This is a genomic window from Streptomyces tyrfis, assembly GCF_037034285.1.
GTDB lineage: Bacteria > Actinomycetota > Actinomycetes > Streptomycetales > Streptomycetaceae > Streptomyces.
Genome location: NZ_JBAGJZ010000026.1, coordinates 18537 through 43194, shown reverse-complemented (window position 1 = coordinate 43194; position 24658 = coordinate 18537). Strand labels below are relative to the sequence as shown.

Below are 24658 nucleotides of genomic sequence, written 5' to 3'. Positions count from 1 at the left end.
GGTGTGGGGATGTACTCGCACCACCGTGATGACGGCATCGAAGAAGCGGCCTCCTTCCCCGGCCGCACCGGACCCTCCGCCACCCGTGAGGCCGACCCGCGCGACGTGGGCCGGGTCCACACCTCGTACGCCCCCGACCGGGACGGGGCCCCGGACCCGGGCGAGATCGTCTGGACGTGGGTGCCGTTCGAGGAGAACGACGGGCGGGGCAAGGACCGTCCCGTGCTGGTGGTGGCCCGGGAGGCGGACGGCACCTTCCTCACCGTGCGGCTGTCCAGCAAGCAGCACGACATGGACCGGGAGTGGGTGGCGCTCGGGGCGGGGCCGTGGGACAGCTCGGGCCGCCCGTCCTGGGTCGATCTGGACCGGGTGCTGCGGGTCCACGAGGACGGGATGCGGCGCGAGGCGTGCGCCCTGGACCGCGAGCGGTTCGACCGAGTCGTGGGGCGGCTGCGGGAGCGCTACGGCTGGACGTGACCGCCGAACACCCGGGCGAAGGCGGAGCGGGTGGCGGCGTCGCGGCCGCGGTCGAGGACGCCGAAGACGATCTGCTCGAAGTGGCCGTCGAATCTGCCGCCGTCCAGCAGCAGCGACCGGAACGCCCGGGCCACCTGCTCCGGGTCGTTGCGGAACACACCGCAGCCCCAGGCGCCCAGCACCAGTCTGCGGTAGCCCCGCACCGCCGCGACCTCCAGCACCCGTTCGGCACGGGACGCGAGCGCGGCGGGGACGCGGTGCGCCTCCTCGGGGGCGCGTGCGCGGACGACTCCGGCGTTGGGCGCCGGGGAGGTGAGGAACCCGACGGTGTACGGGGTGTCGAGCAGCCGCCCCCGGTCGTCGCGGAACACCGGCACGCCCGGTGAGTGGATCACCCGGTCGGTGTAGAAGGCGCCGCGCTCCGCCCGGTGGCGGGCGTAGTACTCGGGCGCGCGCAGCAGGGTGGCGTAGAGGGCCGACGCCCGGCACAGGGCCTCCTCCTGGGCCTGTGCACCGTTGAGGTAGCCGCCACCCGGGTTGCGGGCGGAGGCGTAGTTCAGGACGGCGATCCTGCCGGGGCCCTCGCCGGTCAGGCGGCGCGCCGCCGCCAGGCTGCTCTCGCCGGTCACCTCGACGGCGGCGGTGCGCCCGGTGTCGAGTGCCGCGACGGGGACCGGCTCCGGTCCGTACAGCCGGGTGCCCGAGAGCGCGGCCGCGAGGGCCCGTTCGATGCTCACCTCGTGCCCGCCCGGCGCCCGGTAGCGGCCGGCCGCCACGATGTCCTCGGTCTCTCGCGCGATGGCGCGCAGCCGCGCGCTCATCGATACTCCCCCATGTGGTGCATACGGGGCAGGATCGGCGCTCCGACGGCACGAACACAACCGGTTTTCCCGCGCCCAGGGGCACTCTTGTGCGATCCACCGGCAGCGGTTTGGGTGGTACGGACGAACCGAGCAGAAGGAGGCCCGGCATGTCATCCGACGCATCCGGCGGCCATGGTCCGCCCGCCCAGGCCCCGCCCCTCGACGAGGGCGAGGCGGAGGATCTGCTGCGCTGCATCTGTTTCAAGACCGGGCCGCCCCGCACCGTCGGTGTCGAACTCGAATGGCTCATCCACCATCGGGACCGGCCCCGCGTCCCGGTCTCGCACGACCGCCTCGACGCCGCCCGCGCGGCCCTCCGGGGGCTGCCCCTGGACGCGGCGCTCACCTTCGAACCCGGCGGCCAGCTGGAGCTCAGCTCGCGGCCCGCGGACTCCCTCATGGCATGCGTGGACGCCACGGCAGCCGATCTCGCCGCCGTGCGCGACGCCCTGGACCGGCTGGACCTGGCCCCGGTGGGGCTCGGCGTCGACCCCTGGCACCGGCCGCGCCGGCTGCTGCGCGAGCCCCGCTACGACGCCATGGAGATCTCGCTGGACCGTTCGGGACCGGCCGGCCGCGCGATGATGTGCACCACGGCGTCCGTCCAGGTCTGTCTGGACGCCGGGGAGGAGGAACCGGGCCCGCTCGGCTACGGGCGGCGCTGGCAGCTGGCCCATCTGCTGGGCGCGGTGCTGGTGGCGGCCTTCGCCAACTCGCCGCTGCGCTGCGGACGCCGGACCCCCTGGCGGTCCGCCCGGCAGTCGCTCTGGGCCGACCTCGATCCGGCGCGGTCGCTGGCCCCGGCGGGTCGTCTGCCGCCGCGCGACGCCTGGGCGGCGCACGTCCTGGACGCCCCGGTGATGTGCGTCCGGACCGAGTCCGGGCCGTGGACCGTCCCGGCCGGCCTGAGCTTCCGCGACTGGATCCGCACCGGGGTCCCGCGACCGCCGGTGCGCGCCGATCTCGACTACCACGTCAGCACCCTCTTCCCGCCCGTGCGTCCGCGCGGACATCTCGAACTGCGCATGATCGACGCGCAGCCCGGCGAGAACGGGTGGCTGGTGCCGCTCGCCGTCGCCACCGCCCTGTTCGACGACCCGGAGGCCGCCGAGACGGTCTACCGGGCCGTCAAGCCGCTGGCCGAGACGGCGGGGCCGGAACCCGCGCCGCGCAATCCGCTGTGGGTGGGCGCCGCCCGCGACGGGCTGACCGATCCGGAGCTGTGGGCGGCGGCCGTCGTCTGCTTCGAGGCGGCGCTGGAGGCGCTGCCCCGGCTGGGGGCGACCGCGGCCGTGCGGGAGACGGTCGCGGGGTTCCATGACCGATTCGTCGCGCGGGGCCGCTGCCCCGCCGACGACCTTCCCGGGCTGCTCGCACCCGAACGGGCGGACGGCGCCGGCCGCACCGAGGGGTACCGCCCATGACCCGTTCACCCGCACCCGACGCGTCCGGCCCCGGCGCCCCGGCCGGACGCGACGCCGCGGACACCGCGGACGCCGTGGACACCGAGGCCCTCCGCCGCCGCGCCCTGGCCGCGCTGCTCGCCGCCCGGGAACGCACCGCGCTGCTGACCGACAGCGTCGACGACCGCGAACTGACCGCACAGCACTCGCCGTTGATGTCCCCGCTGGTCTGGGACCTGGCGCACATCGGCAACCAGGAGGAGCTGTGGCTGCTGCGCACGGTGGCGGGGCGGGAGGCGATGCGGCCGGAGATCGACGGCCTGTACGACGCCTTCCGGCACCCCCGGGCGAGCCGCCCCTCGCTGCCGCTGCTGCCGCCCGCCGAGGCCCGCTCGTACGCCGCTCAGGTGCGCGGCCGCGCGCTGGACGTCCTCGACGGGGCGGCGCTGCGCGACGACCGGCCGCTGCTCCGCTCCGGGTTCGCCTTCGGCATGATCGCCCAGCACGAACAGCAGCACGACGAGACGATGCTGATCACCCATCAGCTGCGGTCGGGGCCGGCCGTGCTCTCCGCTCCCCCACCGCCCGCGCCCGCCGAAGCGGACGCCCCGCCGGACGAGGTCCTCGTCGAGGGCGGCCCGTTCACGATGGGCACGTCGACCGAGCCCTGGGCGCTGGACAACGAGCGCCCCGCCCATGTCCGCGACGTGCCGGCGTTCTTCGTCGACACCACCCCGGTCACCTGCGGGGCGTACCGCCGCTTCGTCGAGGACGGCGGCTACGCCGAACGACGCTGGTGGGCACCGGAGGGCTGGGCGATGGTCCGCGAGCACGGGCTGACCGCGCCGCTCTTCTGGCGCCGGGACGCCGGCCAGTGGCTGCGCCGCCGCTTCGGGGTGACGGAGCCGGTTCCCGACCACGAACCGGTGCTCCACGTCAGCTGGTACGAGGCGGACGCGTACGCCCGCTGGGCGGGGCGCCGGCTCCCCTCGGAGGCCGAGTGGGAGAAGGCGGCCCGCCACGACCCGGCGACGGGGCGGTCGCGGCGCTACCCGTGGGGCGACGAGGACCCGTCGCCCGAGCGCGCCAACCTGGGCCAGCGCCATCTGCGCCCGGCCCCGGCCGGGGCCTATGCGGCCGGCCGGTCGCCGCTGGGCGTACGGCAGTTGATCGGCGACGTGTGGGAGTGGACGGCGAGCGACTTCCTGCCGTATCCGGGTTTCTCGGCGTTCCCGTACCGCGAGTACTCCGAGGTGTTCTTCGGCCCGGCCCACAAGGTGCTGCGCGGCGGTTCGTTCGCGGTGGACCCGGTGGCGTGCCGAGGGACGTTCCGCAACTGGGACCTGCCGGTGCGGCGTCAGATCTTCTCCGGCTTCCGTACCGCGAGGGATGCCTGATGTGCCGTCATATCGCTTATCTAGGGCCTCCGGTGGCGCTGGGCGAGGTGCTGACGAGCCCGCCGCACGGGCTGGTGCGCCAGTCCTGGGCGCCCCGGCGGCAGCGGCACGGGACGGTCAACGCCGACGGCTTCGGCGTCGGCTGGTACGCGGACGGCGACCCGGTGCCGGGCCGGTACCGGCGCGCCGGGCCGGTCTGGGGCGACGAGACGTTCGCCGATCTGGCCCGGGTGGTGCGCACCGCCGCGCTGCTCGCCGCGGTGCGCGACGCGACCGAGCCGGGCGCCGACGGCGAGGCCGCGGCCGCGCCGTTCGCCGCCGACGGACTGCTGTTCAGTCACAACGGCGCGGTGCCCGGCTGGCCCGGCTCCCTGGCGCGGCTCGCCGCGGCCCTGCGCCCGGCCGAACTGCTGTCCCTGGCTGCCCGCTGCGACTCCGCCCTGGTCTGGGCCCTGGTGCGGCACCGTCTGGCCGACGGCGACACACTGCCGCAGGCGGTGTCCGACACCGTGCTCGACGTGGCGTCCGCGGCCCCCGGGGCGCGGCTGAACCTGCTGCTCACCGACGGCGCCGTGATCGTGGCGACGGCCTGGGGCGACACCCTGTGGTGTCTCACCGGGCCCGGTCCGCGCACGGTCGTGGCCTCGGAGCCCTACGACGACGACCCGCGCTGGCGCGAGGTCCCCGACCGGACGCTGCTGACGGCGACCCGCGCCGACGTCCTGCTCACCCCGCTCAAGGAGCCCCCCGAGTGAGTCCCTTCCTGCTGACCCGCACCCTGCCGGCGGACGCGACGGACGCGGCGCTGCGCGCCGACGTCCTGCACGGCCTGACCCGGCGCCCGAAGACCCTGCCGCCCAAGTGGTTCTACGACGCGCGCGGCAGCGAACTGTTCGAGGAGATCACCCGGCTCCCCGAGTACTACCCGACCCGTGCCGAGCGGGAGATCCTGATCGACCGCGCCGACGAGATCGCCCGCGTCTCCGGGGCACGGACCCTGGTGGAGCTGGGATCGGGGTCCTCGGACAAGACCCGGCATCTGCTGGACGCGCTTGCGGCACTGCACAGTTATGTGCCGGTCGACGTGAGCGAGAGCGCCCTGCGCGGCGCGGCCGACGCGCTGCTGGCGCAGCGGCCCGGGCTCTCCGTGCACGCGCTGGTCGCCGATTTCACGGGCGGTCTGGCGCTGCCGGGGACCCCGGGGCCGCGGCTGGTCGCGTTCCTCGGCGGGACGATCGGCAATCTGCTGCCGGACGAGCGGTCGGCGTTCCTGGGCTCGGTGCGGTCGCTGCTCTCCCCCGGGGACGCGCTGCTGCTGGGCACGGACCTGGTCAAGGACGAGAAGGTCCTGGTCGCCGCGTACGACGACGCGGCGGGGGTGACGGCCGAGTTCGACAAGAACGTGCTGCGCGTGATCAACAGGGAGCTGGGGGCGGACTTCGACCCGGCGGACTTCGAGCACGTGGCGCTGTGGGACCCGGAGCGGGAGTGGATCGAGATGCGGCTGCGGGCCCGTGAGGCGCTGACGGTGAAGATCCCCGGCCTGGACCTGGTGGTGCCGTTCGAGGCCGGCGAGGAGGTGCGTACGGAGGTGTCGGCCAAGTTCCGCGAGAAGGGGGTCCGGGCCGAACTCGCCGGTGCCGGACTGCGGCTGGATCAGTGGTGGACGGATTCCGGCGAGCGGTTCGCGCTGTCGCTGGCGACGGCGGTCTGAACGAGACGGGCCAGGGAGCGCCGGTCCCGGCCCTGGGCCGGGACCGGCGGCAGCACCTGGATCTCGGCGGTCAGTCCGGCGGCCGTCACCACCCGCCACAACGACGCGGTGAGCGGGTCGTCGCCGACGAACGCGGCGGCGCCGGCGGGGGCGTGGTCCTCCGCCGGTGCGCCGCCGCCCGGTCCCGATGCCCGGCCGTCGTGCCCGGTCCCGCGCGGCGGGCGGACCCAGTACCGGATGCGTACGGGCCTGACCTCGGCGTTCGTGTCGATCGCGGCCTGGAACACGGCGGGCCCGAACCGGCCGCCGCCGCGGCCGCACCAGGTCGTGCCCTCCGGGAAGGCGACCACCCGGGCCCCTTCGCGGAGGGCCCCGGCGATCTCGCGCACGGTCCTCGGCAGGGCGCGCAGCCGGTCGCGCTCCACGAAGAGGGTGCCGCCCGCGGCGGCGAGCGGGCCCAGCAGCGGCCAGTCGGCTATCTCGCTCTTGGCGAGCATCCGGCCGGGAAGCACGGCCGCGACGAGGGGGACGTCCAGCCAGGAGACATGGTTGGCGACGACGAGCGTGCCCGTCTCCCCGGGCGTCGCGGCGGGCGGCGGCGGGGCGCCGGTGATCCGTACGCGTACGCCGAAGGCCCGTACCACCCCCAGCGACCAGCGGCGGATCAGCCGCTCGCGCCGGACCGCGCCCAGCAGCGGCGCGATGGGGGCGACGAGCGCCCCGGCCAGCAGGAGCGCGCAGCCGGCGCACAGCAGGGCCGCGGCCAGCGGGCGCGGCCGGGCGGGGCCGTCGTGTCCGGCGCAGCCGAGCGGGGTGCAGGGCGCGGCGGGCAGCCAGGGGTTCATCGCAGCGGGGCGAGCGAGAGGAAGTGGCGCAGGTAGCGCGGGTCGGTGCTGCTCAGCGACAGCAGCACGTAGAGGTCGGCGACGTCGAAGTCGGGGTCGTGGGCGGGGGCTCCGCAGATCCGGGCGCCGAGCCGCAGGTATCCGCGCAGCAGGGGCGGGAGGGTGGCGAGTCCGGTGGGCAGGTCCGCCCGGCCCGCGACGGTCGCGACGGCCTGCCAGAGCCGGTGCGGGGTGACCCAGCGGTCCTGGGGCGCCAGGTATTTCGTCCGTACGGTCTCCCACGCCCCGGCCGCCGCGACGCCGCCGTCGGCGAGGGGTATCGAGCAGCAGCCGGCCAGCCAGTCGTGGCCGGTGCGCTGCATGTAGCGGGCGAGTCCGGCCCAGATCAGCGCGATGACGGCGCCGTCCCGGTGGGCGGGGTGGACACAGGACCGGCCGACCTCGACCAGGTCGTCCCGGATCGGGGCGAGACGGCCGAGGTCGAACTCGCTCTCCGCGTAGAGCCGCCCGGCGATCCGCGCCCGGTCGGGCGGCAGCACCCGATAGGTGGCGACGACGTCGCCGGTGGTCTCCTCCCGTACCAGCAGATGGTCGCAGTAGGCGTCGAACGCGTCGCTGTCCAGACCGGGTTCGGCGCCGTCCAGCCGGGCGCCGAGCTCGCCCGCGAAGACCAGGTGGCGCAGCCGCTGGGCCGCGCGCACCTCCTCCTGGTCGGCGGCGAGGGACACCCGGTAGCGAGGCGCGCCCGCGGGGGCGGCCTGTGCCGGAACGACGGGGACGGCGGGGGCGGTGGGGAGGGAGGTGAGGGGCAGCGCGTTCATGACGGACTCCGGGAACGGATCGGCAAGGGCGGCCGCCGGGCCGTCGCACCGCTGCGAGGGCCCGGCCCCTTACTTCTTCCGCGACCGGCTGGATTCGACATGACCGGACGGGAGAGCCGGGATGTGCGACGGCTGAATCCCGGGTGCGGCCGGATCCGCGTGTCCGCCGGCGCGCCGGTCAGCTGCCCGCGAGCAGTTCGGAGATCTTCTCCGAGGCGGCCTTCGCCGCCTTCACCGGGTCGCTGCCCTTCAGGACGGCCGTCATGTACGCGTTGATCGGGTTGTCGGCCTCGACGTCGGCCCACTGCGGCGAGTTGGGCGTCGCGCGTCCCTGCGTCGCGCCGCGCGCCATCGCCGCCGTGCCCGGCTGTCCCTCGATGACGTGCGCGAGGTCGGGCTTGTTGGGGACGTAGCTCATCTCCTTGGCGAGCTCCTCCTGCCACTCCCGGCTCGCCAGTGCCTTGACCACCTCGATGCCCGCGGTGCGCTGCTCCGCCTTCTGCGGGACGATCAGGTCGGACCCGCCGGTGAATACCGAACCGGGCGTCTTCGCGGTCTTGCCGGGGATCGGGAAGTAGCCCAGCTTTCCCTTGAGTTCCGGGTTGGTGCGCTCGATGAGCTCGCCGGTGGCGGGCACCGAGATGATCTGAGCGATATGGCCCTTGGCGAAGGCATCGGCCTGCTTGGCCTCGTCCGAACCCATCGGGCCTTTGCCGAGCGACTGGAGCTGCTTGTAGAAGTCCATGCCGCGCAGCGCCTCGGGGCTGTCCAGGGCTCCCTTCCACTCACCGCTCTTGTCCTCGGCGAGTTCGCCGCCCTCGTCCCAGATGAATCCGGCGAGGACGTACCAGTACTGGCCGGGGAGATAGATGCCCTGGTTGTTGTTGCGGTTGAGTCGCTGACTGACCGAGACCCACTCGTCCCGGGTCTTGGGCAGGGTCTTGATGCCGGCCTTCGCGAAGAGGTCCTTGTTGTAGATGACCACCCGGTTGGCCGCGTACCAGGGGATTCCGTACTGGACGCCGTCGATGTTGCCCGGGTCGGCGAGACCGGGCAGCCAGTCCTGGCCGCCGAGATCGCGCACGGACTCCAGTGTGAGGTCGCGCAGCCCGCCGCTCTGCGCGTACTGCGATACCTGGGTGTTTCCCACCTCGATGACGTCCGGGGTGTCCTTGCCCTTGAGCGCCCCCATGACCTTCGGGCCGATGCCGACCCATTCCTGGATCTTGAAGTCCAGCTTGACGGAAGGGTGCTCGTCCTCGTACGCCTTCGTGAACCGCTTCAGGAAATCGGCCGACACACTGTCCCGCATCAGCCAGACCGTGACCTTCTTCTGGCCGGAGGTCCCGGAGCCCGAGACGATTCCGCAGCCGCCCAGCGCGAAAGTGGAAACGAGCGCGACGGCTCCGACGAGCATGCGGTTCTTCACCAGGTTCACCTTCTGCGAAACAGCACAACGACATTCCAGAACCCGGTGTGGGGGGACTGCGGGCGGTGCTCGCACGGGCGTGGCTGGATTTTGGTATGGACCACTGAATCGGTCAAGGCCCCGTTCACCGAACATTCTGCACACCGACCTCTCGCGCACCCGGACCGGGTGGGGCACCTTGGAAGAAGGGAGAGGAGACAACCCATGTCAAACTACACGTATCGGGTCACCGAGATCGTGGGAACCTCCCACGAGGGCGTCGACGACGCCATCCGCAGGGGCATCGCGAGGGCTTCGGAAACGTTGCACAATCTCGACTGGTTCGAGATCACGGAGGTCCGCGGCGAGATCAGAGATGGCCGGATCGAGCACTATCAGGTGGGACTGAAAGTGGGTTTCCGGCTCGACGAGACGAGCTGACCGGCCGGGCCCGGCGCGGCGCCGACGAGACGCCGGCCGAACCGCCCGAGGTGCGGGCGCCCCCTCCAGCGCACCCGCGCTGCCCGACACACCCGGATCCGAACACAACACCCCCGCGCGCCGGCTTTCAGGTGCGGCCCTCCCGTTCCTGCGCGTCCCGCAGCGCGGCCGGGGCCACGGCCCAACGGGCCCGTATCACCCGGAAACCGGCCTCTTCCGCCGCGACGCAGACGAGTTCGTCGTCGTCGACGAGCATCCGCACCTCGCGCTCCCGGCCCAGTCGCCTCAGGACCTCCAGCTTGGTGTGTCGTGCGGGCCTGCGGTCGTCCTCGCGGCGCATGTACAAGCGCCCTTCGGGCAGCCCGTGCCGCGCCAGCCAGGCCAGGGTGTCCCGGCGGCACCGCTCGGGCCTCCCGGTGAGGTACCGGATCTCGCACTCCTCGGCGCTGCTCAGCGCGAGCCGCAGGCCTTCGGGGAGCGGCGGGTCGTCGACGGCGGCGGCGAAGAAGGCGTCCCAGTCGCGCCGGCGCCCCTCCAGATGACGCTGCCGGTGCCCGGTGTCCGCGAGCGTGCCGTCCAAGTCGAATACGGCCAGGGGCCGGTGGTCGCCTCTCACCGCCCCATCACACCAGATCGGCGTCGCCGCCAGGAGTGTCGGGGCGGCCGTCGAGGCACCGCCGCCGCGGCCCGCGACCGGCGGGAGGCACATCCCACACCTCATTCCACTGGGCGCGCGCCCGCACACGGATGTATGATCATCATTCTGCGTTCCTCGTGGATGGCAAAAAGGTTGTACAGGATGCGCATGGATTTGGACGCATTCGTAAAGCTATATTCAGCTTTGTGGCATCCAACGTTCAAAGTGCGAAGCGAATACTCCTGCGTTCCGGGAAGAGCCCCTACGACGTCGTCCCCGTCGAGCGGGCTCTGCACGAGGACGTGTTCGCCACCAACGCGGGCAACCTGATCTTCAGCGACGCCGCGCACAAGATCCTGGAGACGCCGCACACCGAGGTGGTGTCCAACGGCATCGCCACCCGGGTCGCCGACGCCGACCGCATCAACAGCGAGTACGACGTGTTCGTCGTCCCGCTCGCCAACGCCTTCCGCCCTTCCTTCGAACGGCAGTTGGAGCGCCTCACTCAGCTCATCACGAAGCTGAGGATCCCGGTCGTCGTGCCGGGCGTGGGCGCCCAGACCGGGGTCGACTACTCGGCGGAGCGGCTGCGCCCGATGAAGGACACGGTCTACGCGTTCGTGTCCGCGGTGCTCGACCACAGCGCCTCCATCGGCGTGCGCGGCGAGTTCACCGAGCGGTACCTGCGGGACATGGGCTTCCGCGACGTGGACGTCATCGGCTGCCCCTCGATGTTCCTCAACGGCCCGGAACTCGACGTCCGCGAGTCCGGCCGGCCCCTGGGGCCCGATTCCCGGATCGCGGTCAACGGCTCGCACGAGGCCGTGCGCAAGCAGAAGCTGGGCCGCGTCATCGACCGCGCCCACGCGCGCTACCCGCACCTGCGGTTCATCGGCCAGAACCTCTCCGACGCGCGTCAGCTGCACTGGCGCGACCTGTCGCACCCCAACGCCTCCGTGACCGCCATCCCCACCCACCCCGACCACCCGATGTACCGGGAGGGCAAGGTGCGGGTCTATATCGACCCGACCACCTGGATGGACGACCTGCGGGGCTTCGACTTCTCGTTCGGCTCCCGGATCCACGGCAACATCGCGGCGCTGCTCGCCGGCACCCCCGCCACCGTGCTCTGCGGCGACTCCCGGACCCTGGAGCTGTGCCGGTACTTCGACATCCCGCACCGGATGCTGGCGGAGGTGCCCACCGACATCGACCCGGCGCAGCTCCACGCCGATGCGGACTTCGGACCGCTGAGGCGCGGTCACCGGGAGCGGTTCGACCGGTTCATGGGCTTCCTGGACAGGAACGGCCTGGAGAACACCTTCGAGCACGGCGACGGCGGGGCCGCGTTCGAGGCCCGGATGAGCGCCCTGGCCTTCCCCCCGGGCATCCGGCCGTGGACCGGCGCCGACGCCGACGTGATGGGCGACCGCCTCAACTGGCTCCAGTCGCAGCTGAAGGAGCTCGCCGCGCAGAACGCCCAGCTCAAGCGGCAGCTGGCGAAGAAGACCGCGGTGCCCGCCCAGCGCTCCACCTACCAGCGGGCCCGCAGCGCGGTCGGACGCCCCCTCAAGCGCGCGCTGCGCGCCTCGCGCTGACGCCCGCACTCCCCCGCGACGCCCCGGAAAACAGCCCCGGTGTGCGGCACGGCCCGGCCGTGTCGCACACCGGGGCTGCGGCATCACTCGCTCACCCCTCTAGAATCGGAGTGTTTGTTCACATCCACCAGCTTTGATCCGATTCGTACGGAGATCCCCCCGCATGTCCACCCCCCACGATCCGTACGTCCGGGTGCGCGGCGCCCGTGAGCACAACCTCCAGGACGTCTCGGTCGACATCCCGCGCGACACCCTGACCGTGTTCACCGGCGTGTCGGGGTCCGGGAAGTCCTCCCTGGCGTTCGGCACGCTCTACGCCGAGGCACAGCGGCGCTACTTCGAGTCCGTCGCGCCGTACGCCCGGCGGCTGATCCACCAGGTCGGCGCGCCCGCGGTCGGCGAGGTCACCGGGCTGCCGCCCGCCGTCTCGCTGGAGCAGCGCCGCTCGGCGCCCGGCGCCCGTTCCTCCGTGGGGACGGTGACCACGCTGTCCAACTCGTTGCGCATGCTGTTCTCCCGGGCCGGGGACTATCCGGCCGGTGCGGAGCGGCTGGACTCCGACGCGTTCTCGCCGAACACCGCCGCCGGCGCCTGCCCGGAGTGCCACGGTCTCGGCCGTGTCCACCGGACCTCCGAGGAACTGCTGGTGCCGGACCCCTCGCTGTCGATCCGGGACGGCGCGATCGCCGCCTGGCCGGGGGCCTGGCAGGGCAAGAACCTGCGCGATGTGCTGGACGCGCTCGGGTACGACGTCGACCGCCCGTGGCGCGAGCTGGAGGCGCGGGACCAAAACTGGATCCTGTTCACCGACGAGCAGCCGGTGGTGACGGTCCATCCGGTGCGCGAGCCGGGCCGCATCCAACGCCCGTACCAGGGCACGTACATGAGCGCACGGCGTTATGTGATGCACACCTTCGCGGACTCCAGGAGCCGCACGCTGCGCGCCAAGGCCGAGCGCTTCCTCACCAGCGCGCCCTGCCCGGTGTGCGACGGCAGCCGGCTGCGGCCCGAGGCGCTGGCCGTCAGGTTCGCGGGCCGCACGATCGCCGAACTCGCCGGGCTGCCGCTCGGTTCGCTGGCCGACGTGCTGCGCGCGGCGGGCGGCGACGACACGGCCCGGGTGCTGACGGCAGATCTGCTGGCCCGGATCGAGACGGTCACCGAGCTGGGCCTGGGCTATCTCAGCCTGGACCGCACCGCGCCGACGCTGTCGTCCGGGGAGCTCCAACGGCTGCGGCTGGCAACGCAGTTGAGGTCCGGTCTGTTCGGCGTCGTCTATGTGCTGGACGAGCCGTCGGCCGGTCTGCACCCGGCGGACACGGCGTCGTTGCTGACCGTCCTCGGCCGGCTGAAGGAGGCCGGGAACTCGGTGTTCGTCGTGGAGCACCAGATGGACGTGGTGCGCCGGGCGGACTGGCTCGTGGACGTGGGGCCGCTGGCGGGCGAGCACGGCGGCCGGGTGCTGCACAGCGGCCCTCCGGCGGGCCTGGCGGACGTGCCGGAGTCGGCGACGCGGCGTTTCCTCTTCGGCGCGGCGCCCGCCCCGGTGCGGGAGACGCGCGGGCCGTCGGGGTGGCTGCGGCTGAACGGGGTCGACCGGCACAACGTGCGGGGCGTGGACGCGGCGTTCCCGCTCGGTGTGTTCACGGCCGTCACCGGCGTCTCGGGATCGGGCAAGTCGACGCTGGTGGGCCAGGTGCTGGCCGGGGTGCTGGCCGACCGGCGGTCCGCCGGACCGGCCGACGGGCCCCCGGAGCTCCCGGTGGCGGGGTGCGCCTCGGCCGAGGGCGCGGCGGCGGTCGACCGGCTCGTGCAGGTCGACCAGAGGCCGATCGGCCGCACCCCCCGGTCCAATCTGGCCACGTACACGGGGCTCTTCGACGTGGTGCGCAAGCTGTTCGCCGGGACGGACACGGCACGGGAGCGCGGCTACCGGGCCGGGCGCTTCTCCTTCAACGTGGCGGGCGGGCGGTGCGAGACCTGCCAGGGCGAGGGGTTCGTCTCCGTTGAGCTGCTGTTCCTGCCCAGCACGTACGCGCCCTGCCCGGACTGCCGCGGCGCGCGGTACAACCCGGAGACCCTGGAGGTCACCCTGCGGGGTCTCGACATCGCGCAGGTGCTGGATCTGACGGTGGAGTCGGCGGCGGCGTTCTTCGCCGGCACACCGGCCGCCGAGCGGAGCCTGCGGACGCTGCTCGACGTCGGTCTCGGCTATCTGCGGCTGGGGCAGCCCGCCACCGAGCTGTCAGGCGGGGAGGCGCAGCGGATCAAGCTCGCCGCCGAGCTCCAGCGCACCCGCCGCGGGCACACCGTGTATCTGCTGGACGAGCCGACGACGGGGCTGCATCCGGCCGATGTCGAGGTGCTGATGCGGCAGTTGCACGGGCTGGTCGACGCGGGCGACACGGTGGTGGTCGTGGAGCACGACATGACGGTGGTGGCGGGCGCCGACCATGTGATCGACCTCGGGCCGGGCGGCGGCGACCGGGGCGGCCGGATCGTGGCGACGGGCACGCCCGCCGAGGTGGCCCGCGCGCAGGGCAGCCGCACGGCGCCGTACCTCGCCGCCGCCCTGGGACTCCGCCATGGGCCCGGGAGCTCTTGAACTGCCGTCTTCTCATGGCGAGTTGCCGCTTCAGGCAAGCAATGGGAAATGAAAAGGCAAAGAACATTGACCGCACCCTGGTCCAGACCAATCATGGGCATGCCCCGCGGCTGCTCCTCGCCGTGCGGCATGTGACCCCGGCCGGGATTCACAGGAACGGGCCGCGCCCCCGACGGGGCGCGGCAGAGCCTTGCGATCCGCCCGTTGTCTCACCCCGCTGGGAGCAGACCCCATGAGACGTCCACGCACATTCGGTGCGTTCCTGAGTGTTCTGGCGACGACCGTCGCGTCCGCCGGCCTGGTCCTCGGATCGGGAGGCGGCGCGCAGGCCGCCGCGACCGCCGCCACCCCCATGCCCGCGCATGTCTTCGCCCCGTACTTCGAGGCGTGGAACGGAGACAGCCCGGCCGCGCTCGCGCAGCGGTCCGGCGCGAAGTACCTCACCATGGCCTTCATCCAGACGGAGGCCCGCGGCTCGTGCACGCCGTACTGGAACGGCGACCGCGACCAGCCCATCGCGGCGTCGGAGTTCGGCGCCGACTTCACCACCATCCGCTCGCGCGGCGGCGACGTGATCCCGTCGTTCGGCGGCTACACGGCCGACAACGGCGGCACCGAGATCGCCGACAGCTGTTCCAGCGTCGACTCGATCGCCGCGGCGTACGAGAAGGTCATCACGACCTACGACGTGTCCCGCCTCGACATGGACATCGAGGACAACTCGCTGGACAACAGCGCCGGGATCGACCGCCGCAACAAGGCGATCAAGCAGGTGCAGGACTGGGCCGCCGCCAACGGCCGCCCGCTGCAGATCTCCTACACCCTGCCCACCACCACGCGCGGTCTCGCCGACAGCGGCCTGGCGGTGCTGCGCAACGCCGTGTCCAACGGCACCCGGGTCGACGTCGTGAACCTGATGACGTTCGACTACTACGACGGCGCCTCGCACGACATGGCGGAGGACACCAAGACGGCGATCAGCGGGCTCAAGGGCCAACTGGCCAAGCTGTACCCGTCGAAGACCGACGCGCAGCTGTGGGGCATGACCGGGATCATCGAGATGCCGGGGATCGACGACTACGGCCCCGCCGAGACGTTCACCACGGCCAATGCTCCGGTGGTCTACGACTGGGCCGTGTCCAAGGGCGTCAACACCCTGTCGTTCTGGGCGCTCCAGCGCGACAACGGGGGCTGCCCCGGCACCGGCGGCAGCGACACCTGCTCCGGCATCGCGCAGGACACGTGGTACTTCACCCACACCTTCGCGCCCTTCACCAGCGGTTCCGGACCGGTGACGGACGACTACTCGGTGGCCGTCTCCCCCGGCTCCGCCGCCGTGGCCCCCGGCGGCTCCGTCTCGGCGACCGTGAACACCGCGGTCACCTCCGGCGCCGCGAAGACCGTGGCGCTGACGGCGAGCGGCGCGCCCGCGGGCGTCACGGCGACGCTCAGCCCCACCTCGGTGACCGCGGGCGGCACGTCGAAGCTGACGGTGACCGCCTCGGCGTCCGCCGCGCCCGGCACGTACCCGATCACGGTCACCGGCACGTCGGGCACGCTCAGCCACGCGGCGACGTTCACGCTCACGGTGTCGGGCCCGGGCGGCGGCAGCGGCTCCCTGGTGAACGGCGACTTCGAGTCGGGGTCGCTGAGCCCGTGGACCTGCGAGCCGGGCGGCGCGGTGGTCTCCTCGCCGACGCACGGCGGCTCCCATGCGCTCGCCGTCGCGGCCACCGCGTCGCAGACGGGCGAGTGCACGCAGACGCTCACCCTGTCCCCCAACACCGCGTACACGCTGAGCGGCTGGCTCCAGGGCAGCTACGGCTACCTCGGGGTGCGGGGCGACGCGTCGGCGAGCGTCTGGGGTTCGTCGAGCGGCTACGCGAAGCAGTCGGTCGCCTTCACCACCGGCTCGACCGGCAAGGTGACCGTCTATCTGCACGGCTGGTACGGGCAGGGAACGGTCTACGCGGACGACGTCGCCGTGACGTCGTGACGCCGGGCGTCCGTTGACTTCCTGGTCCCGGGGGTGGGCGGCCTCCGGGACCAGGAACCCGGCCGTTGGTCAGCGGCGTGCCCTGCGGGTCGCCCGCAGCCACTCCTTGTTCATGGCGGCGATCGACGGCAGCGGGATGCCCTTCGGGCAGGCGGTGGCGCACTCACCGGTGAGGGTGCAGCCGCCGAAGCCCTCGTCGTCCATCTGCGCGACCATGTCGAGGACCCGGGTCTCGCGCTCGGGGGCGCCCTGCGGCAGGACGTTGAGATGGTTGATCTTCGCCGAGGTGAAGAGCATCGCGGAGCCGTTGGGGCAGGCGGCCACACAGGCGCCGCAGCCGATGCACTCGGCGTGCTCGAAGGCGAAGTCGGCGTCCGGCTTCGGCACCGGCGTGGCGTGCGCCTCGGGCGCGGCCCCGGTCGGGACGGAGATGTAACCGCCGGCCTGGATGATCCGGTCGAAGGCCGAGCGGTCCACCACCAGGTCCTTGACGACCGGGAAGGCGGACGCGCGCCACGGTTCGACGTCGATCGTGTCGCCGTCCTCGAAGGACCGCATGTGGAGCTGGCAGGTGGTGGTGCGCTCGGGGCCGTGGGCGTCGCCGTTGATGACGAGGCTGCACGCGCCGCAGATCCCCTCGCGGCAGTCGTGGTCGAAGGCGACGGGGTCGTCGCCGGCGAGGATGAGCTCCTCGTTGAGGGTGTCGAGCATTTCGAGGAACGACATGTCCTGCGAGATGCCGTCGACCTCGTAGGTGGACATGGCGCCGGGGGCGTCGGCGTTCTTCTGGCGCCAGACGCGCAGGGTGAGCTTCATGCGTAGCTCCGCTGAGTGGGGTGGACGTACTCGAAGACGAGGTCTTCCTTGTGCAGGACCGGGGCCTCGCCGGTGCCGGTGAACTCCCAGGCGGCGGCGTAGGAGAACTCCTCGTCCCGGCGGGCGGCCTCGCCGTCCGGGGTCTGGGACTCCTCGCGGAAGTGGCCGCCGCAGGACTCGGCGCGGTGCAGGGCGTCGAGGCACATGAGCTCCGCGAGCTCCAGGTAGTCGACGACGCGGTTGGCCTTCTCCAGGGACTGGTTGAACTCGTCGCCGGCGCCCGGCACCTTGATGCGGCGCCAGAACTCCTCCCGGATCAGCGGGATGCGCTCCAGCGCGGTCCGCAGCCCCTGTTCCGTGCGGGCCATCCCGCAGTACTCCCACATCAGTTCGCCGATCTCGCGGTGGAAGGAGTCGGGGGTGCGGTCGCCGCGGACGGAGAGCAGCAGGTTCAGGCGGTCCTCGGTGTCCGCGACGGCCTCCTCGACGGCGGGGTGCGAGGCGTCGATCTCGTCGTGGTGCGGGTTGCGGGCCAGATAGTCGTTGATGGTGGAGGGCAGGACGAAGTAGCCGTCGGCGAGGCCCTGCATCAGCGCGGACGCGCCGAGGCGGTTGGCGCCGTGGTCGGAGAAGTTGGCCTCGCCGATGGCGAAGAGGCCGGGGACGGTGGTCTGGAGGTCGTAGTCGACCCAGAGTCCGCCCATCGTGTAGTGCACGGCCGGGTAGATCCGCATCGGCGTCTCGTACGGGTTCTCCGCGGTGATCCGCGCGTACATGTCGAAGAGGTTGCCGTACTTCTCCTCGACCTTCGCCCGGCCCATCCGCGAGATGGCGTCCGCGAAGTCGAGGTAGACGCCCTGGCCGCCGGGGCCGACGCCCCGTCCCTCGTCGCAGACGTTCTTGGCGGCGCGGGAGGCGATGTCGCGGGGCACCAGGTTGCCGAAGGAGGGGTAGACGCGCTCCAGGTAGTAGTCGCGCTCGTCCTCGGGGATCTCGTTCGCGGGCCGGTCGTCGCCCTTGGCCTTCGGCACCCAGATCCGGCCGTCGTTGCGCAGCGACTCGCTCATCAGCGTCAGCTTGGACTGGTGGTCGCCGGTGCGCGGGATGCAGGTGGGGTGGATCTGGGTGAAGCAGGGGTTGGCGAAGAGGGCGCCCCGGCGGTGGGCCCGCCAGACGGCGGTGGCGTTGGAGTTCATGGCGTTCGTCGACAGGTAGAAGACGTTGCCGTAGCCGCCGCTGGCCAGCACGACCGCGTCGGCGAAGTAGGTGTCGATCTTCCCGGTGACGAGGTCGCGGGCGACGATGCCGCGGGCCCTGCCGTCGACGACGATCAGGTCGAGCATCTCGGTGCGGGCGTGCATCTCGACGTTGCCCGCGGCGATCTGCCGGGCCAGCGCCTGGTACGCGCCGAGCAGGAGCTGCTGCCCGGTCTGGCCGCGGGCGTAGAAGGTGCGGGAGACCTGGACGCCGCCGAAGGAGCGGTTGTCGAGGAGCCCGCCGTACTCGCGGGCGAAGGGGACGCCCTGGGCGACGCACTGGTCGATGATCTCCACGGAGATCTGGGCGAGCCGGTGGACGTTGGACTCGCGGGCGCGGAAGTCGCCGCCCTTGACCGTGTCGTAGAAGAGCCGGTGGATCGAGTCGCCGTCGTTGCGGTAGTTCTTCGCGGCGTTGATGCCGCCCTGGGCGGCGACGGAGTGGGCCCGGCGGGGCGAGTCCTGGAAGCAGAACTGGACGACGTGGTAGCCCTGTTCGGCGAGGGTCGCGCCGGCCGATCCGCCCGCGAGGCCGGTGCCGACGACGATGACGGTGTGCTTGCGGCGGTTGGCCGGGTTGACCAGCCTGGCCCCGAAGCGGCGGGCGTCCCAGCGCTCGGCGATCGGCCCGTCGGGGGCCTTGGTGTCGGCGATCGGCGCGCCGGTCTCGTAATGCGTGTAGTCGGTCATGTCAGCTCACGGCTCCGGTCATGACGGCGACGGGTACGGAGACGAAGCCCACCGTCAGCGCCAGGGCGAGGATGTCGGCAAGGGTCTTGAGGAGGCGGTCGCGGGCCGCGTTGCCCGCGCCGAGGGTCTGGGCGGCGCTCCAGAAGCCGTGCCGGACGTGGAGCCCGAGGGCGAGCACGGCGACGATGTAGATCACGTTGCCGTACCAGGTGGAGAAGGTGTCGATGATGTTCTGGTACGGGTGCCCGGGCTGGAAACCGCCCGGGTGCACGGTGCCCGTGGTCAGGTCGAGGATGTGCCAGACGATGAAGAGGCCGAGGATGATCCCGCCCCAGCGCATGGTCCGGGTGGCATAGCTCGCGCGCGGCTTCCGGTGGACGTACGCGACGGGCCGGGCCCTGATGTCGCGGCGGCTCAGCTGGTACGCGGAGACGGCGTGCAGCACCACGGCGGCGACGAGCACGACGCGCAGCAGCCACAGCGCCCACTCGTAGTGCAGGACGGGCTCGCCCATGGTGCGCAGCCAGTGCGCGTAGTGGTTGAACTCGTCGGCCCCGAAGAAGATCTTCAGGTTGCCGACCATGTGGGCGACCAAGTAGAGGAGCATGATCAGGCCGCTCACGGCCATGATCGTCTTCTTGCCGACGGAGGAGTCCCAGAGCGTGCGCGTCACGGACGGCCGTCGGTCCGTCCCTGTTGCCGATGCCATGGACACGACGCTAGGGCCGGACGGCCCCATCAGTCCAAGACATGATACGGCTCATGTTCATAGGTTCTGGCTATCATGACTGGACGGCCGGGTGCCGATGCCCTGTCCACGGACGGCCCCGGCGACGCGGCGGGCCGTCCGCCGCCCGGCGGCGGCGGGCGGCGGCACGAGGAGACGGACCGGGGAGCGGACATGCAGTTCCAGCAGCTGACGTATTTCGTGGCGGTCGCCGAGACCCGCCACTTCACTCGCGCCGCCGAGCAGGTGCATGTCTCGCAGCCCTCGCTCTCGCAGCAGATCCGGGCGCTGGAGACCGAGCTGGGGGCCGAGCTGTTCAGCCGGGCCCGCGGCAACATCGCCCTCACCGACGCGGGCGAGGCCCTGCTGCCCTTGGCCCGCCGCATCCTCGCGGACGCCGACACGGCACGCCACGAGGTGCAAGAGCTGGCCCAGCTGCGGCGGGGCCGGGTCCGGCTGGGAGCGACGCCCAGTCTGTGCACGGGCCTGCTTCCCGAGATGCTGCGCGCCTTCCACGACCGGCACCCCGGGATCAGCCTGCTGCTGGAGGAGGGCGGCTCGCTGGACCTGGTACGGGAGCTGGCCCGGGGCGCGCTGGACCTGGCGCTGGTGGTGCTGCCGCTGCCGGCCGCGTCGCCCGCGCTCACCACGGTCGAGCTGCTCCAGGAGGACCTGGTGGTGGTGTCGTCGGCGCACGCCCCGCGCCCCGGCCGGGGCGGGAGCGTGGCGATCGCCGACCTCCAGGGCGAATCCCTGGTGATGTTCCGGCACGGCTACGACCTGCGCGAACTGACGGTCGCGGCCTGCCGGGCGGCGGGCTTCGAGCCGACGTTCACGGTGGAGGGCGGCGAGATGGACGCGGTGCTCGGCTTCGTGCGGGCGGGGCTGGGGATCGCGGTGGTGCCGAGCATGGTCGCCGGCCGGGCCGGTCACGGGTTGCGGACGACGCCGCTGGCCCGCCCCGGGCTGCGGCGCACCATCGCGCTCGCCCACCGCAGCGACGTGGCCCCGCCGCGCGCGGCCCGCGAGTTGCAGAAGGTGCTGCTGGCCGGCCGGACGGACGCCCCGGCGCGGCCCGTCGGCTGACCGGGCGGCCCCGGCGCGGCCGGCCGCGGGCGCCCGGCCGCGCCGTTCACACCGCGTCGGCCAGCAGCAGCGAGTGGATCCGGTCCGGCGCGCCGGGCCGCGCGTAGTACCAGCCCTGGGCGGTGTCGCAGCCCAGGTTCCGCAGTTGCTCGGCCTGGACCCCGGTCTCCACGCCCTCCACGGTGACCGCGAGGTCCAGGCTGTGGGCCAGCGAGACGATCCCTTCGACGATCTTCAGATCGACCGGGTCCGCCGGATGCCGCTGTATCCCCTGCGTGAAGGAACGGTCCAGCTTGAGCACGCTCACCGGGAGCCTGCGCAGGTTCGCCAGGTTCGAGTAGCCGGTGCCGAAGTCGTCGAGCGCTATGTCCACGCCCATGTCCGCGAGCTGGCGCAGCGGCTTGAGGAGGTCGTCGTCGGCCCCGATGAGCGCGGACTCGGTGACCTCCAGGCACAGCGCCCGGGGTTCCAGACCCGACCGCTCCAGCACGTCGACGGTCTCGGCGACCAGCCCCGGGTGGTGCAACTGGGTCGGCGACACATTGACGTTGATCCGCAGCGGCCCGCCGTCGCTGTGCCGTTCCTGCCAGACGTTGGCCTGCCGCACGGACTCCTCCAGCACCCAGCGGCCGAGCGGCACGATCAGCCCGGTGCGCTCGGCGAGCGGGATGAACCGGTCCGGTCCGAGCACCCCGTGCTGCGGGTGACACCAGCGCACCAGGGCCTCGGCGCCGTGCACGCTGCCGTCGTCCAGATGCACCAGCGGCTGGTACTCGATGAAGAACTCGCCGCGTTCCAGGGCCGCCGGCAGGGCGGTGGTCAGCCCGTGCCGGGTGATGGCGCGGGCGTCCGCCTCGGCGTCCGCGAACTCGAAGCGGTTGCCGCCCGCCGACTTGGCCCGGTACATCGTGATGTCGGCGCTGCGCAGCACCTCGGCGGCGCCGCGCTCCCCGGACGGGCCCTCCACGACCCCGATGGACCCGCGCACGGTCAGCTCGCGGCCCTCCAGCCGGACCGGGGCGGCGAGCACGCCCAGGATGCGGCAGGCGAGTTCGTCGACCTCCTTCTCGGTGTCGGGGCCGGTGGTCAGCGCCACGAACTCGTCGCCGCCGAGCCGCGCCACCATCTCGCCGGGCGCGGTCGCGCAGCTCTGCAGCCGGTCCGCCACCTCGACCAGCAGCCGGTCCCCCGCCGCGTGCCCGAGGCTGTCGTTGATCGCCTTGAAGCCGTCGAGGTCGAGGTAGCAGAGCCCGAAGCGGCTGCCGTCCTCGGCGCAGAGCGCCTTCTCCAGCCGCTCGAAGAACAGCGTCCGGTTGGGCAGCCCGGTGAGCGCGTCATGGGTGGCCTCGTAGCGCAGCCGCAGGTTGAGCAGCCGGCGCTCCGTGGTGTCCTCCAGCAGGGCCAGCTGGTACTCGGGCCGGCCCTCGGCGTCGCGCAGCAGCGACACCGTCAGATTGGTCCACAGCACCGTGCCGTCGTTGCGGTAGTACGCCTTCTCCACCTGGTAGTGCTCGCGTTCGCCGCGTACCAGCTCGTTGTAGTACTTCCATACCTGCGGCGAGTCCTCCGGGTGGACCCACTCGTCGATGCGGCGGCTGCGCACATGGTGCTCGAGTCCGCCGAACATCCGGGTGAGGGTGTCGTTGACCTCCACCAGATTGCCGTCCAGGTCCGCGATCGCGATGCCGACGGCGGCGTCCTTGAACACGGCGCGGAAGCGCGCCTCGGTGGCGTGCAGGGTCTGCTCGGCGTGGGAGCGGGCGGTGAGCGCCGAGCGGGCGATGGCCTCCTGCTCGGCCAGGGTCCGCTCGCGCAGCGCCTGGGCGAAGCCGCCGGCGACGGCGTGCTGGATGCGGGCGCAGCGGGCGCGGCCGTCCTCCGTGGACAGCACGGCCCCGCCGGCGCCCCCGCAGTAGAGCACCAGATACGCGTCGATGACGCCGAGCGTGCCGCTGAGCGCGTCCGGCTCCGTGCAGTGGGCGGCGACGAGGGCCGCGCCGACCCCGCTCGCGGGCGCGGCGTCGAAGGGCCGCGCGTGCAGGATGTCGCTGAGCCTGCGGGCCAGCGGCAGCAGATGCTGTTCGAACTCCGTGCGCGTCAGGGAGGTGGCCGTCGAGGGGAAGATGGCCCGGCTCCAGATCGTGGCGAATCTGCGGAGCCGGTCCTCGGCGCCGTCGGCCGTCGCCTCGGACGCCCCGGACGACTGGGCGGGGATGCTCACGCCTTGCGTCCCACCCCGCCGAAGCCCGAGAAGGCGAACGGATCCTCGGACTCCGGCGCCGTGGGGGTGTCGGGCCGCCAGTGCGGCATCGACACGAGTCCGGGCTCGACCATCTCGTACCCCTCGAAGAAACGGGCGACCTCGTCACGGGAGCGCATGACGAGGGGGCTGCGGATGTCCTGGTAGACGCGTACGGCGCCGCCCGCCTTCTCCTGGCTGAGCGGGATCCCCTCGTAGGAGGCGTGGGTGAGGACGAGGAGGCTGCCCGGGGCGAGCGCCTCGCTCAGTGCGGCGACCGCGGCCCGCGGGTCGTCGGCGTCCTCGACGAAGTGGAGCACCGCGACCAGCAGCAGGGCCACCGGGCGTTCCAGATCGAGCAGTTGGCGGATGTCCGGGTGCTTCACGATGTCCCGCGGGCTGCGCAGGTCGGCGGAGACGGCCACCGCGCGTTCGTTCCCCTCGAGCACCGTCCGGCCGTGCGCAACCGCAACGGAATCGTGATCGACATAGGCCACCCGGGCCTCGGGATCGACGGCCTGGGCGACTTCGTGCACATTGCCGAAAGTCGGTATTCCGGAACCGATGTCCAGGAACTGGGTGACGCCCTCGCCCACCGCGTATCGCACGGCCCTGCGCATAAAGGCGCGATTCGCCTGCGTGATCTTGGGGAGCCCCGGCATGAACTCCATGGCCTTGCGAGCCGCTTCCCGGTCCACTTCGAAATTGTGCGAGCCGCCCAGATAGAAGTCGTACATGCGGGACACGCTCGGCACCGAAATGTCTATGCCTTGCGGTGCCCAGGCGGGACGCTCCATCGATGTCTCCAACAAGTCGCCACGGCGATCCGGCCATGTTCATGGTCAGTGTGGACCAGAGGCTACTGATCGGCCGCCAAGAGAGCGAGCGGAAACGGAAATTAGCCGTCCGTTATTGGTCACACACCAGTGGCATGTGCAACCGGCCCGTCGCTGCGGGTGACATTCCCGATCGCCTCCACGCCTCCGAACTCCCGTCCCCTCGCCGGGTCCTGGCCCGGCGACGGCGCGTCGGGGAACGGGTCCCACGCCTCCCTCGACCGACTTCCCCCTTTCCGGCTTCGCCCCATCGGCATCACTACATCTTCACATCGTCGAAAAAGGTACAGACCTGCCATCAGGGGACAGGTACGGACCAATAACGGCGGGTAGGACTCCGGTTCGTTCCCGGCGGGACGAATGAAGACGGCAAATCCCTTACCGCCGCGGTCTTTCACTTCCCCAATTGCCATCGGGGCGACGATCCCAGACTACTCAACGGGCACTCACCGACCACGGTCGGGCCCGCATGCCGAACGGCCGCGGCGGCGGACGGCGATCTCCGCGATCCGATGAGCCGTCACGCCGCACTCGCCCGGCCGACGCGCCCTCGCGATTCGGGCCGCCCGGGAAAGCCCCGTACGGCGGTCGCGGGGCCGAACGGATCTCCGGCCGCGGGCCGGACCCGTCGCACGGCCGCGGACCGCCCGGCGGCGCGGACGGGCGCGCGGACCGCTGTCCGTGGAAGGCGTCGCCGGATTCCCCGGCCCGCACTTCACTCGGTCGCCATCGCAACGCGACGCGGCCCCGGGGCCGCGTCCCGGCACAGAGGGAATCCCAACCACCGTTTTATGAGGGGCAGT

20 protein-coding genes are annotated in these 24658 nt (G+C 72.4%); 10 read left to right on the top strand and 10 right to left on the bottom strand.

The annotated features are described in order from the left end of the window. Positions 1-9: 9 nt before the first annotated feature. Positions 10-477, top strand: a complete 468-nt coding sequence (locus tag WA762_RS20705; RefSeq protein ID WP_335937414.1) for a type II toxin-antitoxin system PemK/MazF family toxin — start codon at positions 10-12, stop codon at positions 475-477. Here WA762_RS20705 and WA762_RS20700 read toward each other — a convergent pair. Then, on the bottom strand, positions 462-1298 hold the full coding sequence (locus tag WA762_RS20700) for a TIGR02452 family protein (RefSeq protein WP_335937413.1): 837 nt from the start codon (positions 1296-1298) through the stop codon (positions 462-464). The genes WA762_RS20705 and WA762_RS20700 overlap by 16 nt on opposite strands. 149 nt (positions 1299-1447) lie before the next feature. Between WA762_RS20700 and egtA the strand changes: the two genes are divergently transcribed. Genes egtA through egtD form a run of 4 tightly spaced genes read left to right on the top strand, consistent with a single transcriptional unit; the run spans position 1448 to position 5854 of the window. Next, the gene (gene egtA, locus WA762_RS20695; RefSeq protein ID WP_335937412.1) at positions 1448-2764 is read left to right on the top strand and encodes an ergothioneine biosynthesis glutamate--cysteine ligase EgtA; all 1317 of its coding nucleotides are present in this window, start codon (positions 1448-1450) and stop codon (positions 2762-2764) included. Then, complete coding sequence (gene egtB, locus WA762_RS20690; RefSeq protein ID WP_335937411.1) at positions 2761-4140, top strand: ergothioneine biosynthesis protein EgtB; 1380 nt, start codon at positions 2761-2763, stop codon at positions 4138-4140. The genes egtA and egtB overlap by 4 nt, the downstream gene beginning before the upstream one ends. Next, positions 4140-4895 (top strand): ergothioneine biosynthesis protein EgtC, encoded by a 756-nt coding sequence (gene egtC, locus WA762_RS20685; protein ID WP_335937410.1) that lies wholly within the window; start codon positions 4140-4142, stop codon positions 4893-4895. The genes egtB and egtC overlap by 1 nt, the downstream gene beginning before the upstream one ends. After that, positions 4892-5854: an L-histidine N(alpha)-methyltransferase gene (egtD, locus tag WA762_RS20680; protein WP_335937409.1), complete on the top strand. Its 963-nt coding sequence runs from the start codon at positions 4892-4894 to the stop codon at positions 5852-5854. The genes egtC and egtD overlap by 4 nt, the downstream gene beginning before the upstream one ends. Here egtD and WA762_RS20675 read toward each other — a convergent pair. From WA762_RS20675 to WA762_RS20665, 3 genes are all read right to left on the bottom strand, one after another. Then, entirely contained in the window at positions 5797-6699 is a 903-nt protein-coding gene (locus WA762_RS20675) for a lysophospholipid acyltransferase family protein (RefSeq protein ID WP_335937408.1), read from the bottom strand. The genes egtD and WA762_RS20675 overlap by 58 nt on opposite strands. Next, complete coding sequence (locus WA762_RS20670) at positions 6696-7520, bottom strand: GNAT family N-acetyltransferase (RefSeq protein ID WP_335937407.1); 825 nt, start codon at positions 7518-7520, stop codon at positions 6696-6698. Before WA762_RS20670 ends, WA762_RS20675 begins: the two co-directional genes overlap by 4 nt. A gap of 178 nt (positions 7521-7698) precedes the next feature. After that, entirely contained in the window at positions 7699-8949 is a 1251-nt protein-coding gene (locus WA762_RS20665; RefSeq protein ID WP_335937406.1) for an extracellular solute-binding protein, read from the bottom strand. A 204-nt stretch (positions 8950-9153) separates the two neighbouring features. Between WA762_RS20665 and WA762_RS20660 the strand changes: the two genes are divergently transcribed. Beyond that, positions 9154-9369, top strand: a complete 216-nt coding sequence (locus tag WA762_RS20660) for a dodecin (protein ID WP_335937405.1) — start codon at positions 9154-9156, stop codon at positions 9367-9369. A gap of 127 nt (positions 9370-9496) precedes the next feature. Here WA762_RS20660 and WA762_RS20655 read toward each other — a convergent pair whose 3' ends face one another. After that, a complete protein-coding gene (locus tag WA762_RS20655; protein ID WP_335937404.1) occupies positions 9497-9985 on the bottom strand; it encodes a phosphatase domain-containing protein in 489 nt (162 codons plus the stop codon). 227 nt (positions 9986-10212) lie between these two features. Here WA762_RS20655 and WA762_RS20650 point away from each other — a divergent pair, with 227 nt between their 5' ends. From WA762_RS20650 to WA762_RS20640, 3 genes are all read left to right on the top strand, one after another. Then, entirely contained in the window at positions 10213-11604 is a 1392-nt protein-coding gene (locus WA762_RS20650) for a polysaccharide pyruvyl transferase family protein (protein ID WP_335937403.1), read from the top strand. Between the two features lie 163 nt (positions 11605-11767). Continuing rightward, positions 11768-14209, top strand: coding sequence for an excinuclease ABC subunit UvrA (locus WA762_RS20645; protein ID WP_335937402.1), 2442 nt, complete (start codon positions 11768-11770; stop codon positions 14207-14209). Positions 14210-14441: 232 nt separating this feature from the next. Further along, positions 14442-16205: a glycosyl hydrolase family 18 protein gene (locus WA762_RS20640; protein WP_335937401.1), complete on the top strand. Its 1764-nt coding sequence runs from the start codon at positions 14442-14444 to the stop codon at positions 16203-16205. 69 nt (positions 16206-16274) lie between these two features. Here WA762_RS20640 and WA762_RS20635 read toward each other — a convergent pair whose 3' ends face one another. The 3 genes from WA762_RS20635 to WA762_RS20625 are packed head-to-tail and all read right to left on the bottom strand — an operon-like array spanning position 16275 to position 19676. Next, on the bottom strand, positions 16275-17021 hold the full coding sequence (locus WA762_RS20635) for a succinate dehydrogenase/fumarate reductase iron-sulfur subunit (RefSeq protein WP_335937400.1): 747 nt from the start codon (positions 17019-17021) through the stop codon (positions 16275-16277). Further along, on the bottom strand, positions 17018-18967 hold the full coding sequence (locus WA762_RS20630) for a fumarate reductase/succinate dehydrogenase flavoprotein subunit (RefSeq protein ID WP_335937399.1): 1950 nt from the start codon (positions 18965-18967) through the stop codon (positions 17018-17020). The genes WA762_RS20635 and WA762_RS20630 overlap by 4 nt, the downstream gene beginning before the upstream one ends. Position 18968: 1 nt before the next feature. Then, entirely contained in the window at positions 18969-19676 is a 708-nt protein-coding gene (locus tag WA762_RS20625) for a succinate dehydrogenase (RefSeq protein ID WP_335937398.1), read from the bottom strand. A 192-nt stretch (positions 19677-19868) separates the two neighbouring features. Here WA762_RS20625 and WA762_RS20620 point away from each other — a divergent pair, with 192 nt between their 5' ends. After that, positions 19869-20780 (top strand): LysR family transcriptional regulator, encoded by a 912-nt coding sequence (locus WA762_RS20620; RefSeq protein ID WP_335937469.1) that lies wholly within the window; start codon positions 19869-19871, stop codon positions 20778-20780. A gap of 46 nt (positions 20781-20826) precedes the next feature. Here the strand turns inward: WA762_RS20620 and WA762_RS20615 are convergent, their stop codons facing one another. Both WA762_RS20615 and WA762_RS20610 read right to left on the bottom strand, forming a co-directional pair. Further along, entirely contained in the window at positions 20827-23001 is a 2175-nt protein-coding gene (locus tag WA762_RS20615; protein ID WP_335937397.1) for a putative bifunctional diguanylate cyclase/phosphodiesterase, read from the bottom strand. Further along, positions 22998-23816, bottom strand: coding sequence for an SAM-dependent methyltransferase (locus WA762_RS20610; protein WP_335937396.1), 819 nt, complete (start codon positions 23814-23816; stop codon positions 22998-23000). The genes WA762_RS20615 and WA762_RS20610 overlap by 4 nt, the downstream gene beginning before the upstream one ends. Between the last annotated feature and the right edge of the window lie 842 nt (positions 23817-24658).